The organism is Actinosynnema sp. NPDC023658 (assembly GCF_040639995.1).
Classification (GTDB): Bacteria; Actinomycetota; Actinomycetes; order Mycobacteriales; family Pseudonocardiaceae; genus Actinosynnema.
On the sequence record NZ_JBFAAX010000034.1, the window covers coordinates 1 to 15,134 of the forward strand.

The 15,134-nt window shown below is 71.9% G+C and carries 16 protein-coding genes; 6 read left to right on the forward strand and 10 right to left on the reverse strand.

Going from position 1 to position 15,134, the window contains the following annotated elements; all coding sequences use genetic code 11:
* The 5 genes from AB0G02_RS07185 to AB0G02_RS07205 all read right to left on the reverse strand — a co-directional run.
* Window positions 1-1,113: LLM class flavin-dependent oxidoreductase (locus AB0G02_RS07185; protein ID WP_360790637.1), on the reverse strand; the 1,113-nt coding region annotated here is incomplete at its 3' end.
* Window positions 1,110-2,063, reverse strand: a complete 954-nt coding sequence (locus AB0G02_RS07190; protein ID WP_360790639.1) for an ABC transporter substrate-binding protein — start codon at window positions 2,061-2,063, stop codon at window positions 1,110-1,112. The genes AB0G02_RS07190 and AB0G02_RS07185, both read right to left, overlap by 4 nt.
* The gene (locus AB0G02_RS07195; protein ID WP_360790642.1) at window positions 2,047-2,763 is read right to left on the reverse strand and encodes an ABC transporter ATP-binding protein; all 717 of its coding nucleotides are present in this window, start codon (window positions 2,761-2,763) and stop codon (window positions 2,047-2,049) included. Before AB0G02_RS07195 ends, AB0G02_RS07190 begins: the two co-directional genes overlap by 17 nt.
* A complete protein-coding gene (locus tag AB0G02_RS07200) occupies window positions 2,748-3,572 on the reverse strand; it encodes an ABC transporter permease (protein ID WP_360790644.1) in 825 nt (274 codons plus the stop codon). Before AB0G02_RS07200 ends, AB0G02_RS07195 begins: the two co-directional genes overlap by 16 nt.
* A gap of 157 nt (window positions 3,573-3,729) precedes the next feature.
* Window positions 3,730-5,019 (reverse strand): adenylosuccinate synthase, encoded by a 1,290-nt coding sequence (locus AB0G02_RS07205; protein WP_360790647.1) that lies wholly within the window; start codon window positions 5,017-5,019, stop codon window positions 3,730-3,732.
* A gap of 139 nt (window positions 5,020-5,158) precedes the next feature.
* On the opposite strand from AB0G02_RS07205, the gene AB0G02_RS07210 reads away from it, so the two are divergent.
* From AB0G02_RS07210 to AB0G02_RS07220, 3 genes are all read left to right on the forward strand, one after another.
* Window positions 5,159-5,788: a hypothetical protein gene (locus tag AB0G02_RS07210; protein WP_360790650.1), complete on the forward strand. Its 630-nt coding sequence runs from the start codon at window positions 5,159-5,161 to the stop codon at window positions 5,786-5,788.
* 108 nt (window positions 5,789-5,896) lie between these two features.
* Window positions 5,897-6,550, forward strand: coding sequence for an HNH endonuclease family protein (locus AB0G02_RS07215; RefSeq protein ID WP_360790653.1), 654 nt, complete (start codon window positions 5,897-5,899; stop codon window positions 6,548-6,550).
* 6 nt (window positions 6,551-6,556) lie between these two features.
* Window positions 6,557-6,805 carry a hypothetical protein gene (locus tag AB0G02_RS07220; protein ID WP_360790655.1) on the forward strand — a complete coding sequence of 83 codons (249 nt, stop codon included), beginning with the start codon at window positions 6,557-6,559 and terminating at the stop codon, window positions 6,803-6,805.
* A gap of 20 nt (window positions 6,806-6,825) precedes the next feature.
* Here the strand turns inward: AB0G02_RS07220 and AB0G02_RS07225 are convergent, their stop codons facing one another.
* A complete protein-coding gene (locus AB0G02_RS07225; protein ID WP_360790657.1) occupies window positions 6,826-7,899 on the reverse strand; it encodes an FUSC family protein in 1,074 nt (357 codons plus the stop codon).
* Window positions 7,900-7,903: 4 nt separating this feature from the next.
* On the reverse strand, window positions 7,904-8,311 hold the full coding sequence (locus tag AB0G02_RS07230) for a DUF3151 domain-containing protein (RefSeq protein ID WP_360790660.1): 408 nt from the start codon (window positions 8,309-8,311) through the stop codon (window positions 7,904-7,906).
* 292 nt (window positions 8,312-8,603) lie between these two features.
* On the opposite strand from AB0G02_RS07230, the gene AB0G02_RS07235 reads away from it, so the two are divergent.
* Window positions 8,604-9,719: a hypothetical protein gene (locus AB0G02_RS07235; protein ID WP_360790710.1), complete on the forward strand. Its 1,116-nt coding sequence runs from the start codon at window positions 8,604-8,606 to the stop codon at window positions 9,717-9,719.
* Window positions 9,720-9,785: 66 nt separating this feature from the next.
* Window positions 9,786-10,967: a serine hydrolase domain-containing protein gene (locus tag AB0G02_RS07240; RefSeq protein ID WP_360790663.1), complete on the forward strand. Its 1,182-nt coding sequence runs from the start codon at window positions 9,786-9,788 to the stop codon at window positions 10,965-10,967.
* A 74-nt stretch (window positions 10,968-11,041) separates the two neighbouring features.
* On the opposite strand, the gene fbaA is transcribed toward AB0G02_RS07240, so the two are convergent.
* The gene (gene fbaA / locus AB0G02_RS07245) at window positions 11,042-12,076 is read right to left on the reverse strand and encodes a class II fructose-bisphosphate aldolase (protein ID WP_360790665.1); all 1,035 of its coding nucleotides are present in this window, start codon (window positions 12,074-12,076) and stop codon (window positions 11,042-11,044) included.
* 94 nt (window positions 12,077-12,170) lie between these two features.
* Between fbaA and AB0G02_RS07250 the strand changes: the two genes are divergently transcribed.
* The gene (locus tag AB0G02_RS07250; protein ID WP_360790668.1) at window positions 12,171-12,458 is read left to right on the forward strand and encodes a DUF427 domain-containing protein; all 288 of its coding nucleotides are present in this window, start codon (window positions 12,171-12,173) and stop codon (window positions 12,456-12,458) included.
* 140 nt (window positions 12,459-12,598) lie between these two features.
* Here AB0G02_RS07250 and AB0G02_RS07255 read toward each other — a convergent pair whose 3' ends face one another.
* Both AB0G02_RS07255 and AB0G02_RS07260 read right to left on the reverse strand, forming a co-directional pair.
* Window positions 12,599-13,861 (reverse strand): M20 family metallopeptidase, encoded by a 1,263-nt coding sequence (locus AB0G02_RS07255; RefSeq protein ID WP_360790670.1) that lies wholly within the window; start codon window positions 13,859-13,861, stop codon window positions 12,599-12,601.
* Window positions 13,858-15,006: a M20 family metallopeptidase gene (locus AB0G02_RS07260; RefSeq protein ID WP_360790672.1), complete on the reverse strand. Its 1,149-nt coding sequence runs from the start codon at window positions 15,004-15,006 to the stop codon at window positions 13,858-13,860. The genes AB0G02_RS07255 and AB0G02_RS07260 overlap by 4 nt, the downstream gene beginning before the upstream one ends.
* Window positions 15,007-15,134: the final 128 nt, after the last annotated feature.

Sequence of the window (15,134 nt, forward strand, 5' to 3'; positions counted from 1 at the left end):
GGCCCGTCCGCCGGTCTGCTGTTCGCCCTGTCCATCGTCGACAAGCTCACGCCCGGCGAGCTGAACGGCGGCAAGTCCGTCGCTGGCACCGGTGACGGACAGCACGAACTCCTCCACGCCCAGCGCGTGGTACTCCTCGATCAGGTCGGCCACCTCGGCGTGGCTGCCGACCAGCGCCGTGCCCGCGCCGCCGCGCACCAGCCCGATGCCCGCCCACAGGCCGGGGTGGACCTCCAGGCCGCGCACGCCCCGGCTGAGGTCGCCGCCGTGCAGCGCCACCATCCGCTGCTGCCCCACCGACTGCGACGTGCGCAGCTGCTCCTGGGCCCTGGCCACCTGCTCCGGGTCCAGCGCCTCCAGCAGCTTCTCCGCCTCCCGCCACGCCTCGGCCGACGTGTCGCGGCTGATCGTGTGCAGCCGGATGCCGAACCGGATCGGCCGGTCACCGGCCAACGCCCGCACCCGCGCGATCTTCTCCGCCACCTGCGCCGGCGGCTCGCCCCACGTCAGGTACACGTCCGCGCGCCGGGCCGCGACCGGCAGCGCCGCGTCCGACGACCCGCCGAAGTAGATCGGCGGCACCGGGTCGGGCGGGGCCAGCAGCGTCGCGCCGGTGACCCGGTAGTGCTCGCCGTCGAAGTCCACCGGCCGCCCCGACCACACCGCGCGCACCACGTGCAGGAACTCGTCGGTCCGCGCGTACCGCTGGTCGTGGTCGAGCCAGTCCCCGAACCGGCGCTGCTCCACCTCGTCCCCGCCGGTCACCACGTTGAGCAGCAGCCGTCCGCGGGAGATCCGCTGGTAGGTCGACGCCATCTGCGCGGCCAGCGTCGGGGACAGGACGCCCGGCCGGAACGCCACCAGGAACTTCAGCGTCGACGTCCGGGCCAGCAGCGCCGCCGTGGTCAACCACGCGTCCTCGCACCACGTGCCGGTCGGCGTCAGCACGCCGGTGAACCCGTTGCGCTCGGCCGCCTGGGCGACCTGCGCCAGGTAGTCGATGTCCGGCTCGCGCATCGCCGCCGCACCGAGGGACCGGTTGGCGTGGAAGCGCTCGACGACGGTCCGGCCGTCGCCGGACGTGGGCAGGAACCAGTGCAGGACGACGCTCATGACAGTTCTCCCTGGAAGCGGGTGTCCACGAACTCCTCGAAGTCCACCTTGCCGGGCAGCGTGCCGTCCGCGGTGAACGCGTCGGCCAGTTCCTGCTCGGACGCGACCACCGCGCCGTCCAGCTTCACCGGCAGGTCGCCACCGCGCTCGACGGCGGCCCGCGCCACCTCGACCTTCAGCCCGGTCTCGGCGGCCCACACCGAGGCCCACTCCTCGCGGTGGGTGTCGGCCCACCGCTGCGCCCGGCTGACCCGCCGCACGAACTCCTTGACCGCGGCCTCCTTGCCCGGGTCGGCCAGCGCGGCGCGGCCGGCGACCTGGAACGTGTACCCGTTGGACTTGCCGCGCCCGTCGGTGAGCGCCCGCGCCCCGGCCTCCAGCTGCGCCTGCGAGGTGTAGGGGTCCCACACCGCCCACGCGTCCACGCGCTTCTGCGTGAACGCCGAGTAGGCGTCGGACGGCTGGAGGAAGTTCAGCGTCACGTCCTTGGTCGTCAGCCCGGCCGACGCGAGCGTCAGCAGGACCTGCCCGTGCGCCGAGCTGCCCTTGGCGACGGCGATGCTTCGCCCCTTCAGCTCCGGCACGGACTTCAGCGGCGAGTCGGCGGGCACCAGCAGGGCGTCGCCCTCCACGCTGCCCTGCGCGGCGTACACCGCGGCGATCTTCGCGTTGGCCGCCGCGGCGAAGATCGGCGGCGTGTTGCCGACGCCGCCCACGTCGATCGCGCCCGCCGACGCCGCTTCCAGCAGCGGCGGCCCGGACGTGAACGTCGACCACTCGATCCGGTACGGGAAGTCGTCCAGCAACCCGGCGGCGGTCAGCAGCGACTTCGAGCCGCCCTTCTGGTCACCGACCTTCAGCACGACCTCGCCACCGCCGGACGACTCCGCCGTGCCGCAGCCCGACAGCGCCAGCACCACGACCACCAGGGCACTAAGCAGCTTCGACATCGTCCACTCCCAGGTCCGACAGCACTTCCACCCGCAGGTCCGCGAAGGACGCGCGGCGCCGCGGTCGCGGCAGGTCGACGCGGTGCTCGGCCACGATCCGACCTTCGTCCAGCACCACGACCCGGTCGGCCAGCAGCAGGGCCTCGTCCACGTCGTGGGTCACGAACAGCACGGCGGGCCGGTGCTCCCGCCACAGCTGCTCGACCAGGTGGTGCATGGCGAGCCGGGTCAACGCGTCCAGCGCGCCGAACGGCTCGTCCAGCAGCAGCAGCTCGGGCTCGCGCACCAGGGCCCGCGCCAACGACACGCGCTGCGCCTCGCCGCCGGACAGCGTCGACGGCCACGCGTCGGCGTGACCGGACAGCCGCACCTCGGCCAGCGCGCGTTCGGCGACCGAGCGGTGCCAGTCCTTCGGGCGACCGGCCCCGCGCAAGCCGAGCGAGACGTTGCGCCACACCTTCCGCCACGGCAGCAGCCGGGGCTGCTGGAAGGCGACCGACACCCGGTCCGGCACCGAGAACGTCCCGCCGACCTCGTGGTCCAACCCCGCCAGGATCCGCAGCAACGTCGACTTCCCGCACCCGCTGCGCCCCAGCAGCGCCACGAACTCGCCGTCCGCGACCTCCAGGTCGAGCCCGTCCAGCACGCGCCGCGGCCCGAACTCCTTGACCAACCCCCGGATGCTCACCGCGCCCGCCACCGCAGCGCCCTCCTCTCCAGCGCGCGCACCAGCGCGTCCGTGGTCAGGCCGAGCAGCGCGTAGACCAGCAGGCCCACCACGACGATGTCGGTGCGCAGGAACTCGCGCGCGTTGTTGATCAGATAGCCGATGCCCGCGTCCGCGTTGACCTGCTCACCGACGATCAGCGACAACCACGCCGTGCCGAGCGCGATCCGCAGCCCCACCAGGGTCTGCGGCACGGCCGACGGCAGCACCACGTGCGCGACCCGCTCGAACCGGGTGTAGCCGAGCACCCGTGCGGCTTCCAGCAGGGTCGGGTCGGTCTGCCGGATGCCCGCGTGCAGGTTCAGGTACAGCGGGAACGCGACACCGGCCGCGACCAGCGCCAGCTTCGGCTCCTCCCCGATGCCGAACCACAGGATGAACAGCGGGACCAGGCCCAGGTGCGGCAACGTGCGCAGCATCTGCACCGGCGGGTCGAGCAGCCGTTCACCCCACCGGGACAGGCCGGACGCCAAGCCGAGCGCGCCACCGACGACCGCGCCGAGGACGAAGCCCACCGCGACCCGGCTCGACGACACCAGGAACGCGTCCACCAGCCGACCGTCCAGGACCAGCTCGTAACCGGACCGGAAGACGGTGACCGGCGACGCGAGCTTGTCCTCCGGCAGCACGCCGGCGCTGCTCAGGGCCTGCCACAGCAGGACCAGCCCGACGGGGCTCGCCCACCGCCGCAAATCGGGGAACCTGCGTTGTTTTGTGGCGGGCGCACGCGCCGGGACAATGGATTCCGGACGCGCGACGACACCCGCGGTGGAAATCGACACGGATTTCTCCCAGCGGAGCAGGAAACATCGGACGCGCTGATCAGCGAGTCAGAGTTTCGATATCCGGTCGGGAGAAGTCAACGCGTCCCGAATCATGAAAATACCTCCGGGGCCGATTGCCTCGGCCCCGGAGGTAGTCGTGGTGCGCGGTGCGGTGTCAGCCGAGCATGTCGTGGCGCACGATGGTCTGGTCGCGGCCGGGGCCGACGCCGATCGCGGACATGCGGGCCCCGGAGATCTCCTCCAGGTGCTCGACGTAGGCGCGCGCGTTCGCGGGCAGCTCCTCGAACGTGCGGCAGTGGCTGATGTCCTCGAACCAGCCCGGCAGCTCCTCGTACACCGGCACGGCGTGGTGCACGTCGGTCTGCGTCATCGGCATCTCGTCGACCCGCTCGCCGTCGATCGTGTAGCCCACGCAGACCGGGACCTTCTCCAGGCCCGACAGCACGTCCAGCTTGGTGAGGAAGTAGTCGGTGATGCCGTTGACCCGCGTCGCGTACCGGGCGATCACCGCGTCGAACCAGCCGGTGCGCCGGGAGCGCCCGGTGGTCACGCCGAACTCGCCACCGGTCTTGCGCAGGTGCTCGCCCATCTCGTCGTTCAGCTCGGTCGGGAACGGCCCCGAACCCACCCGGGTCGTGTAGGCCTTCAGGATCCCGATCACCGTGGTGATCTTCGTCGGCCCGATGCCCGAGCCGGCGCTGGCGCCGCCCGAGGTCGGGTTCGACGAGGTCACGAACGGGTAGGTGCCGTGGTCCACGTCGAGCAGGGTGCCCTGCGAGCCCTCCAGCAGGACCGTCTCGCCGCGCTCCAGCGCCTCGTTGAGCAGCAGGCGGGTGTCCGCGATGCGGGAGGTGAACTTCGTGCCGTGCTCCAGCACGCTGTCCACGACCTGCTCGGGGTCGAGCGCCTTGCGGTTGTAGACCTTGACCAGCACCTGGTTCTTGAAGTCCAGGGCGGCTTCGACCTTCTGCCGGAGGATCTTCTCGTCCAGCAGGTCCTGCGCGCGCACGCCGACGCGGGCGATCTTGTCCTGGTAGCACGGGCCGATGCCGCGACCGGTCGTGCCGATCTTGGACTTGCCCAGGTACCGCTCGGTGACCTTATCGATGGCCACGTGGTACGGCATGATCAAGTGGGCGTCCGCGGAGATGAGCAGCTTGCTGGTGTCGACGCCCTGCTCGTCGAGGCCGGCCAGCTCCTCCAGGAGCACGCCGGGGTCGACCACGACGCCGTTGCCGATGACGCTGGTCACGCCGGGGGTGAGGATGCCGGAGGGAATGAGGTGCAGGGCGAACTTCTGGCCGTCGGGCAGCACGACGGTGTGACCCGCGTTGTTCCCGCCCTGGTACCGGACCACCCACTGCACCCGGTCACCGAGCAGGTCGGTGGCCTTGCCCTTGCCCTCATCGCCCCACTGGGCACCGATCAGCACGACGGCCGGCATGTGAAACTCCAAGCGGTTGGACGGGTAAGAGAGCCGAATGCCTGCGACGGCCGAGCCGTCATCTGGACGGCTGTTGAGGGTAGACCAGGAGATGAAGGTGCGCGGAATCGTGCTGGCCTGCGGAAACTCGCAGTCGCCAATGATCACGGACGGTGACCGTTTCGAGGTGCGCCGAACGGCCGCACGGCCCGGAAAAGCCGAGGTGGACGCCGTTCTCGCCGAACCGGGTGATAAACGTCTCGTCGTGCACGGCACGGACGCCGACCTCAACGCGGTGGTGCTGCGGCTGCTGCGCGGCGAGCGGCTGGCCGACGTGCCGCTCGGGTACGTGCCCACCGACCCGGCGTCCGAGGTGGCCCGGCTGTGGGGCCTGCCGACCGACACCGGGCGCGCGCTCGACCTCGCCCTGTCCGGTGAACCCGACCGGGTGCCGCTCGTCCGCGACGACGTCGGCGGCGTGCTCGTCGGCCTCGGCTCGCTCGGCCCGGTGCGCGGCGTCGGCTACGGCGACGACACGGTCGTGCTGCGCGGCCAGGCGTCCCGGCTGGAGGTCACGCCGGACCCGGACGGCGGGCCGGGACTGGTGGTGCGCGTCATCCACAAGCGGCTGTTCGGGCGGAAGGTCACCAGCACGGCGGCACGCGCGTTCCAACTGGGCTGCCTGGCCGTCCAGGTGAACTCGGACGGGGTCGCGCACCCGCGCCCGATGACCAAGTGGACCTGGTACCGCCACACGGAGGACTTGCGGCTGATCCGCGGGGTGCAGTGACGGAGAATTTTTCTCCCCCGCCATTCAGGCGTCACGCGAAAGCGTTGTAACGGAAGGAGAATTGACCCAAGGTAATTCCGACAGCTTCCAACTAGGAAGGTCGGAACTATGTCAACGGTCAACAAATCGCGATTCACCTCCCTGCGGCTTCCGGCTCTTTCCCTGCTCCTGGCTGGTGCGCTGGCCGTCGGCCTGGTCACCCCCGCCCAGGCGACGCCGCCGAACATCCCGAGCACCGCTACCGCGCTCTCGGAGCTGGCCGCCCTGCGGGTCGCCGGCGAAGGCTCCACGAGCGGCTACTCGCGCGACCTGTTCCCGCACTGGAGCACCGTCTCGGGCGCCTGCAACACCCGGGAGGCGGTGCTCAAGCGCGACGGCACGAACGTGGTCACCGACTCCAGCTGCGCGGCCACGTCCGGCCGCTGGTACAGCCCGTACGACGGAGCGACCTGGACCCAGGCGTCCGACCTCGACATCGACCACGTCGTGCCGCTGGCCGAGGCGTGGCGCTCCGGCGCGTCGTCGTGGACCACGTCCCGGCGCGAGTCGTTCGCCAACGACCTGGCCGGCCCGCAGCTGATCGCCGTCACCGACAACGTCAACCAGGCCAAGGGCGACCAGGACCCGGCCCTGTGGAAGCCTCCGCTGACCTCGTACTGGTGCACCTACGCGAAGATGTGGACGCGTTCGAAGTACAAGTGGGGTTTGACGGTGAACTCCGCGGAGAAGACTGCACTGCAGAGCATGCTCGGGAGGTGCTGACGACCGATGGCAGACCTGTCTTCCGCATTCGTGGCCGGACCGGGTGGCGTGATGACCGACGAGGTCGGCGTGGTGACCGGTGACCTGGAACTGCGCACCACGCTGGACGGCGGCGCCCTGCGCGCCTCGGTCCGGTACGAGGGTGCGGAGGAGTGGTACGCCGTCACCGGCGCCTCGTGCCGGCTGGCCGACCCGCGTGACCACGAGGCGGTGCACGCCGTCCTGCTCGGCGTGCTGAACCGCCCGAAGGGCTAGGTGTCGTCGCCGCCCTCGCCTCAGCGCAAGGGCGGCAACGACTCCGCCGCCTCCGCCCGCGACAGCCCGGTGGCCTGCAGCAGGTCCACGGCCACCGAGCGGATCTGGGCCAGCACCACCTTCGTGGAGAACCCCTCGCCGCCCAACCGGTCCGTGGTCGCGGAAGCGGCCGCGCAGATCGCCGCGCGCGCCCGCTTCGGCTCCTCGCCCCGCCCCAGCTCCGCCCGCAGCACGTCCACCGCGTCGGCGTACTGCCGCAGCACGTCGGGCAGCACGTCCGGCATCCGCTCGCCGTCCCGCAACGCCGCCAACGCCCGCCTGGCCAGCACCCTGGTGTTGCGCAGGGCGTAGTCCACCGGCGTGGCCGCCGTCTCGTACCGGCCCAGCTCGTGCCGCCTGCGCCAGCGGATCGGCGCGATGGTGGCGATCTCGCCGCCGGTCTTCAACGCCGACGCGAACTCGTCCACCGCCTCTTGGCTGCCGCGCAGCCGCGCCAGCACGCCGGCGGCCTGCACGGCGTCCTGGTCGGACACCGCGTCGGCCACCCCGCGCAACGCCTGGGTCAGCTCACCCAGCACGGCCTTGGCCTGCCGGTGCGCCACGGTCAGCGGGTTCGCCGGCAGCAGCGCCGCCACCGCGAGCCCCACCAGGCCGCCGACCAGCGCGTCCACCATCCGGTCCAGCCCGCCGCCCGCGCTGGGCGGCAGCAGGGTCGCGACCAGCACCGCCGACGAGCCGGACTGCAAGGCGATCACCGCGCCGCCGTCCAGCAGCACGGCCGTCGACATCGCCAGCCCCACGACCAGCGCGATCTGCCACGCCCCGGACCCGATCACCGCGATCAGCACGTCACCGACCCCGACGCCCACGGACACGCCGACGACCAGCTCCACGACGCGCCGCAGCCGCTGCCCCAGCGACACGCCGAGGCAGACGACGGCGGCGATCGGCGCGAAGAACGGGTGCGCGTGGCCGACCACCTCGGTGGCGACCAGCCAGGACAGCCCGGCGGCGAGCGCGGCCTGCCCGATCGGCAGGGCCGTGCTCCGCCACCGCCTCAGCCTGCGCGCCACCTCGTCGCGCACGGCCACCACGCGCTCAGCCCAGGCCGAGGGCGGACGGCGCCGCGGGGTCGCTGTCGCCGAGGAACTTCCGGCACCGCTCGTACTCCTCGGTCTCGCCGATCTCGTCGGCGGCCCGCGCCAGCGCCGCCAGGGCGCGCAGGAAGCCCTGGTTGGCGCGGTGCGACCACGGCACCGGCCCGTGGCCCTTCCAGCCCGCGCGGCGCAGCTGGTCGAGGCCGCGGTGGTAGCCGGTGCGGGCGAACGCGTAGCCGGCGACGGGGTCGCCGGTCTGCAACGCCCGCTCCGCGAGCAGCGCCCACGCCTCGCTGAAGTCGGGGTAGGCGCGGACGATCTTGGCCGGGTCGGTGCCGGCCTCGGCGGCGGCCTGCGCCTCCGGGCGGTCGGGCAGCAACGTGGGTTCGGGACCGAGCAGGTTCTCCATGCGGTCAGCTTAGAAATACCCGCGCCACGGCAGCGACCAGTGCCAGCACCAGCGCGGTGACGATGACGCCGGCGACGACCCTCTTGCCCATGGGAGTGCTCCTCGTTCTCAGTCGACTCTCAGGCGGCACCCTTCCCCGTGAGGGCCGTTCGGAGCAACGACCATCACCTGTTCGCATGAGTCCGGCACCGAATATGCTGGTCGTCGCAGCCCCTAGGGGATGTCCCTGGAAATACCAGGGCGGGTCACCCTTCCAGCGACCCCGGGCGAGACGCATCATGGGCGGGTGAACATGGGGGTTACCAAGCGCGTCGCGCACTTCCGCGACCAGTACTGGGAGCGCGGCGAGCCGGGGCGCGAGACGCCGCCCGCTCTCGTCGCCGGGCTCTACAAGCTCTGGCTGCTCGGTCTGCTGCTCAAGCTGATCGGCTCCTCGTGGGACGTGGCGTGGCACTTCAAGTGGCTGCGCGACGAGCTGGCGCCACCACACATGATCAACACCGTGGGCACGGTGATCGTGGTCGGGTTGACGCTGTTCCACACCTACACCGGCTACGGCGCGGACCGGACGGCGCTGCGGCTGATGCAGTGGGGCACCGGCGTCTTCCTGGTCGCGCTGCCCATCGACCTGATCAACCACCGGATCAACGGCCTCGACATCACGTCGTGGAGCGGGTCGCACGCCCTGCTGTACCTGGGCACCGCGATCATGCTCGCGGGCGCGGTCCGCGGGTGGATCAAGCACTTCCCGGCCGGTGGCCGGTGGCGGGTGCTCGGCCTGGCGGGGCTGTGGTTCTTCTTCCTGGAGAACATGTGGTTCCCCAACCAGCACCAGGAGTACGGGGTGCTGGAGATCGCCTCCTGGGACCGCGGCGACCCGTACGCCGAACCGAGCCTGCTGCAGTTCGCCGCCGACCAGATCGGCCGACCCGTCGACCGCGCGTCCATCGTGCAGTTCTCGCTGCCGATCCCCGACTGGGTCTACCCGGTGTGGGGCCTGGTCGCGGCGGCCCTCGTGCTGGTCGTCGCCCGGCGCACGATCGGCACGCCGTGGGCCGCGACGGCGGTCGCGGGCGCCTACGTCGCCTACCGCCTGCTGGTCTGGCCGCTGCTCGGCATCGCGGACTTCCCCCTGTCGGCCGTGCCGGTGTTCGTGCTGCTCATCGGCCTGGCCGTGGACGTCGCGCACCTGGGCCGGGTGCCCGCGCCAGTGGCCGCGATCCTCGGTTCGGCCGCCGTCACGGGCCTGGGCTACGGCGGGATCTGGGTGCAGCAGTCGCTGGACGCCGCGCCGCCGATCCTCTACCCGTCCGCCGCGGTGACGTTCGTGGCGCTGGCCGCCCTGTGGCTGGTCGCGGACCGGCTCACGGTGGGGTTGGCCCCCCGACGACCACTGGTGACCGCCTGATTCTGCTCGACCCCGTTCCCCCCGAGGATCGACCGGGTGCAACCCGAACCCTTGGGGGGAACTATCATGCGCGGACTCCTCCGCACGACGGCGGCCGCGGTCCTGGCCCTGTCCCTGACCGCGACGACCGCGGGCCTCGCCGGCGCCACCGCACCGGACCGGCTCACCGGGGCGGTCGACCGGGCGCTGGCGGCGGGCGTGCCCGGCGTCGTCGTCCGGGTGGACGACGGGCGCGGCCGACCGGTCGAGGCGGTCCGGCAGGCCCGCTGGACGCTGTCGGACCACCGCCTGCGGTCCGGTGACGAGTTCAAGGTGGCGTCCAACACCAAGACCGCGTCCGCCACCCTCGTCCTGCAGCTCGTCGCGGAGGGCCGGCTCGGCCTGGACGACCCGCTGCGGCGGTGGCTGCCGGGCGTGGTGCCGAACGACTCCGCGATCACGCTGCGGGTGCTGCTCAACCAGACCAGCGGCCTGTTCGACTACGTGGACGACCCGCGCCTGCTCGGCCTGCTCACCGGGCAGGCCCCGCGGGCGTGGTCGCCGGCCGAGCTGGTCGCGGTGGCCGTGTCGCACCCGCCGCTGTTCGCGCCCGGCGAGCGGTGGGACTACAGCAACACCAACTACACGCTCATCGGCATGGTCCTGGAGGCCGCGACCGGCCGGTCGTACGCCGAGCTGGTCGAGCAGCGCGTCATCCGACCGCTCGGCCTTCGGCACACCTACCTGGCCACCGGCACGGGGTTCCGCGGCCGGCACGCCCACGGGTACGAGCCGGACGCCGAGCACCTCGGCCCGCTGCTCCCGCCCGGCACGCCCGTCGGCGACGGCTTCGCGGGCCCCCGGCACCACGAGCACGTCGACGTCACCGGGCTCGACCTCAGCCCGGCGTGGGCCGCGGGCGGCCTGGTGTCCACGGCGGAGGACTGGGACAGGTTCCTCACCGCGCTGATGTCCGGCCGGCTGGTCCCGCGGCACCTGCTCGCGCAGATGCGCGACGCGGTGCCCCAGGGCGACGGCAGCGGCGACGGCTACGGCCTCGGCGTCATGGAGGTGCACACGTCCTGCGGCACGGTGTGGGGCCACTCCGGCGGCTTCCCGGGCTACCGCAGCCACAACTACACCGACGCCTCCGGCACCCGCACCGCCACCGTGCTGATGACCACGACGTTCGCCCTGGCCGCACCGGACGCGGCGGCGGCGCAGCGCGAGCTGGTGGACGCCGCGGTCTGCCGCATGCACGGCAGGTAGGACGCCGCACGGCAGGCAGGACGCGGAACGGCCCCCTCCGAACCCGGAGGGGGCCGTTCGCCGTGCGGGACGTCTCAGCCGGCGATCATGCGGCCGGACGACTTCAGGTGCTCGCACGCCTGGGCGATGCGGGCGGCCATGCCCTGCTCGGCGGCCTTCAGGTAGGACCGCGGGTCGTAGGCCTTCTTGTTGCCGACCTCGCCGTCGATCTTCAGCACGCCGTCGTAGTTGGCGAACATGTGACCCACGATCGGCCGGGTGAACGCGTACTGCGTGTCCGTGTCGATGTTCATCTTGATCACGCCGTAGGTCACCGCCTCGTGGATCTCCTCCAGCAGCGAGCCGGAGCCGCCGTGGAAGACCAGGTCGAACGGCTTGGAGCCGGCCGGCAGGCCCAGCTTCTCGGCCACCACGTCCTGACCCTGCTTGAGGATCTCCGGGCGCAGCTTCACGTTGCCCGGCTTGTACACGCCGTGCACGTTGCCGAACGTCGCCGCGACCAGGTAGCGGCCCTTCTCACCGGCACCGAGGGCGTCCACCGTCTTCAGGTAGTCCTCGGGGGAGGTGTACAGCTTCTCGTTGATCTCGTGCGCGACGCCGTCCTCCTCGCCGCCGACGACGCCCACCTCGATCTCGAGGATGATCTTCGCCTTGGCGGTGAGGTCGAGCAGCTCGGAAGCGATCTTCAGGTTCTCGTCCAGCGGCACGGCCGAGCCGTCCCACATGTGCGACTGGAACAGCGGGTTGAGCCCGCGGTCCACCCGCTCCTGGCTGATCGCGATGAGCGGCCGGACGTAGCCGTCGAGCTTGTCCTTCGGGCAGTGGTCGGTGTGCAGCGCGATGTTCACCGGGTACTTCTCGGCGACAACGTGCGCGAACTCCGCCAGCGCAACCGCGCCGGTCACCATGTCCTTGACCTTGGTGCCCGAGGCGAACTCGGCACCACCGGTCGAGACCTGGATGATCCCGTCGCTCTCGGCTTCCGCGAATCCACGGAGGGCCGCGTTGAGGGTCTCGGACGAGGTGACGTTGATCGCGGGGTAGGCGAACTCGTTCGCCTTCGCGCGGTCGAGCATCTCGGCGTAGACCTCGGGGGTTGCGATGGGCATCTGTGGGTCCTCCTCGGGTGCCCGGAACGCGGTGTCGGCAGCATCCTACGGGCACCGCCCGGCAAGAGAAGATGATCAACGGCATAGTGGTGTCATGGCGATCGCACGGTGGAACGGCGAGATCATCGCCGAGAGTGACAAGACCGAGATGGTGGAGGGGAACCACTACTTCCCCAAGGAGTCGGTGCGGGCCGAGTACCTCAAGCCGTCGGACACGACGACGGTCTGCCCCTGGAAGGGCACGGCCAGCTATTACACCCTCCAGGTGAACGGCGAGGACAACGCCGACGCCGCGTGGTACTACCCGCAGCCGAAGTCGGCGGCGGCCAACATCAAGGACCACGTGGCGTTCTGGAAGGGCGTCGAGGTGTCCGACAACTAGGGCCCGCGACGGGGCCCGCAGCGCGGGTGCCCGACCGCGGCTAGTCCCGCACCGCGGCCGCGAGGTCGCGCAACGCCCGCTGGGCGTCGGGGGCGCCGACCACCTGGACGGCCCCGGGGGGGGCGCCCCCCCCGCGGCGGTCAGGCCAGGGCGGCCAGGGCGGCGTGCACCATCACCCGCACGCCGACCAGCAGGGCCCGTTCGTCCAGGTCGAAGGTGGGCTGGTGGAGGTCCTTCTGCTTGCTCACGCCGTCCCAGACGCCCAGGCGGGCGAACGAGCCGGGCACGTGCTCCAGGTACCAGCCGAAGTCCTCGCCGCCGGAGGACTGCTCGGTCCCCGCCAGCGCGTCCTCGCCCAGCGCCGCCTCGACGCCGGCGCGCAGGAGCATCGTGCTCTCCCGGTCGTTCACCACCGGCGGGACGCCGCGCCGGTGGTGCAGGTCGAAGCCGACGCCGGTCGGCGCCAGCAGCGCACCCACCAGCTCCTTGATCAACGGCTCCAGCTCGGCCCAGATGTCGCGGTCGCCGGTGCGCAGGGTGCCGCGCAGCACGCCGTCCTGCGGCACGGCGTTGGGCGCTTCACCCGCGTGCACCGCGCCCCACACCAGCACGGTCCCCGAACGGGGGTCCACGCGGCGTGACAGCAGCCCCGGCAGGCCCGTGATCACGGTGCCCAGGGCGTGCACGAGGTCCGCCGTGAGGTGCGGCCGGGACGTGTGGCCGCCGGGGGACGTCAGGCGCAGCTCCAGCATGTCGCTGGCCGAGGTGATCGCCCCGATCCGGGTGCCGATCCGGCCGACCTCCAGGCGCGGGTCGCAGTGCAGCCCGAAGATGCGCTCCACCCCGTCCAGACCGCCCGCGGCCAGCACGTCCAGCGCGCCGCCGGGCATGACCTCCTCGGCGGGCTGGAACACCAACCTCACCCGACCGGGTAGTTCGGTGGCCGAGGCCAGCGCCAGCGCGGCGCCCAGCAGCACGGTGGTGTGCGCGTCGTGGCCGCACGCGTGCGCGACGTTGTCCACAGTGGACGAGTACGGCAGGCCGGTGTTCTCCGGCAGCGGCAGGGCGTCGATGTCCGCGCGCAGCGCCACGCAGCGCGGCCCGGAGCCGACGTCGCAGACCAGGCCCGTCCCACCGGGCATGATGCGCGGCTTGAGGCCGGCCGAGCGCAGCACGCCCGCGATCAGCTCCGTGGTGGCGTACTCGTGCCGGGACAGCTCGGGGTGCGCGTGGAAGTGCCGCCGCCAGGCGACGACCTCGGAGGCGTTCGCCGCCAGCCAGTCGTCCAGCCACGAGGGTCCGCGACCCTCACCCCGATCATCCACAGGGGCAATGCTGACCCCGCGATCGGTCAACAGCACCTCGGCACCCTCCTCCGGCAGACGCGAGTCCAGAACCGTCATGCCGCACCCGCCAACAGTCGAGAACGCTGCGCACCGTCGGTGGCAGCGGAAATGGTGGTCCAGGCGAGGGCGAGCGCCCCGTCGAGCACTGCTCGGTCGGCGGAGGCCGACGCACAGGCGGTCGCGAACTCGATTTGGTGGTTCACCGCGTCTCCGCAGTCGATGGCGATGGTCGGGTGGATGGCCGGCAGCGCACGGGTGATGTTGCCCATGTCGGTGCTGCCGATCTTCTCCTTGAGCTCCTGCTCGGGGCTCAACGGATGCCGGCCCAGCTCGGTCGCGGCCCGCCGGTAGGCGTCCGCGAGCCACGGGTCCGGGCTCAGCTCGGCGTACACCGGCGAGACCTTGACGACCTCGTGCGTGCAGCCGGTCGCCACCGCACCCGCCTGGAAGCAGCGGTTGATCCGCTGCTCCAGCCGGCGCAGCGACTCCAGGTCGTCGGCGCGCAGGTCGAACATGGCCGACGTGTGCGCGGGGACCACGTTCGGCACGGTGCCGCCGCGGGTGACGATGCCGCTGACCATCTGGCCCGGTTCCAGGTGCTGGCGGGCCAGGCCGATGGCGACCTGCGCCACGGTGATCGCGTCGGCGGCGTTCACGCCCAGGTGGGGCGCGGCGGCGGCGTGCGACGGCTTGCCGGTGTAGGTGACCTCGACGTCGGTGATGGCGAGCGATCGTGCGGCGACGGCCTCGTAGGGGGCCGGGTGCACCATCATGGAGAACGCCACGTCGTCGAATACCCCGCGTTCGAGCATCAGCACCTTGCCGCCGCCGACCTCTTCGGCGGGGGTGCCGATCACCCGGACGGTGAGGTCCAGCTCGTCGGCCAGGTCGCGCAGCGCGAGGGCCGCGCCGGTGGAGGCCGCGGCGATGACGTTGTGCCCGCACGCGTGGCCGACCTCGGGCAGCGCGTCGTACTCCGCGCACAGGCCGAGCACCAGCTCACCGGACCCGAACGAGGCGGTGAACGCCGTCTCCAGGTCCGCGACGCCGCGCTCGACCTCGAAGCCCTCGGCGGCCAGCAGGTCAGCGACCTTGGCGGCGCTGCGGTGCTCGGCGAACGCCTGCTCGGGCTCCGCGTGGATGCTGCGGGAGAGGTCTACCAGCGCAGTGGAGTACCGCTCGACGGCCGAGCGCGTGCTCATCTTGAAGTCGGTACCCATTTGCGTCCATCCTGCATCACGGTCCGGCGGGCACGGCGCACCCCTGGTTGATCAACCGGCAACCGGTCGCGGGGCTGCGCCGAGCGGTGACCGGGTTTCGGTCAGACCGA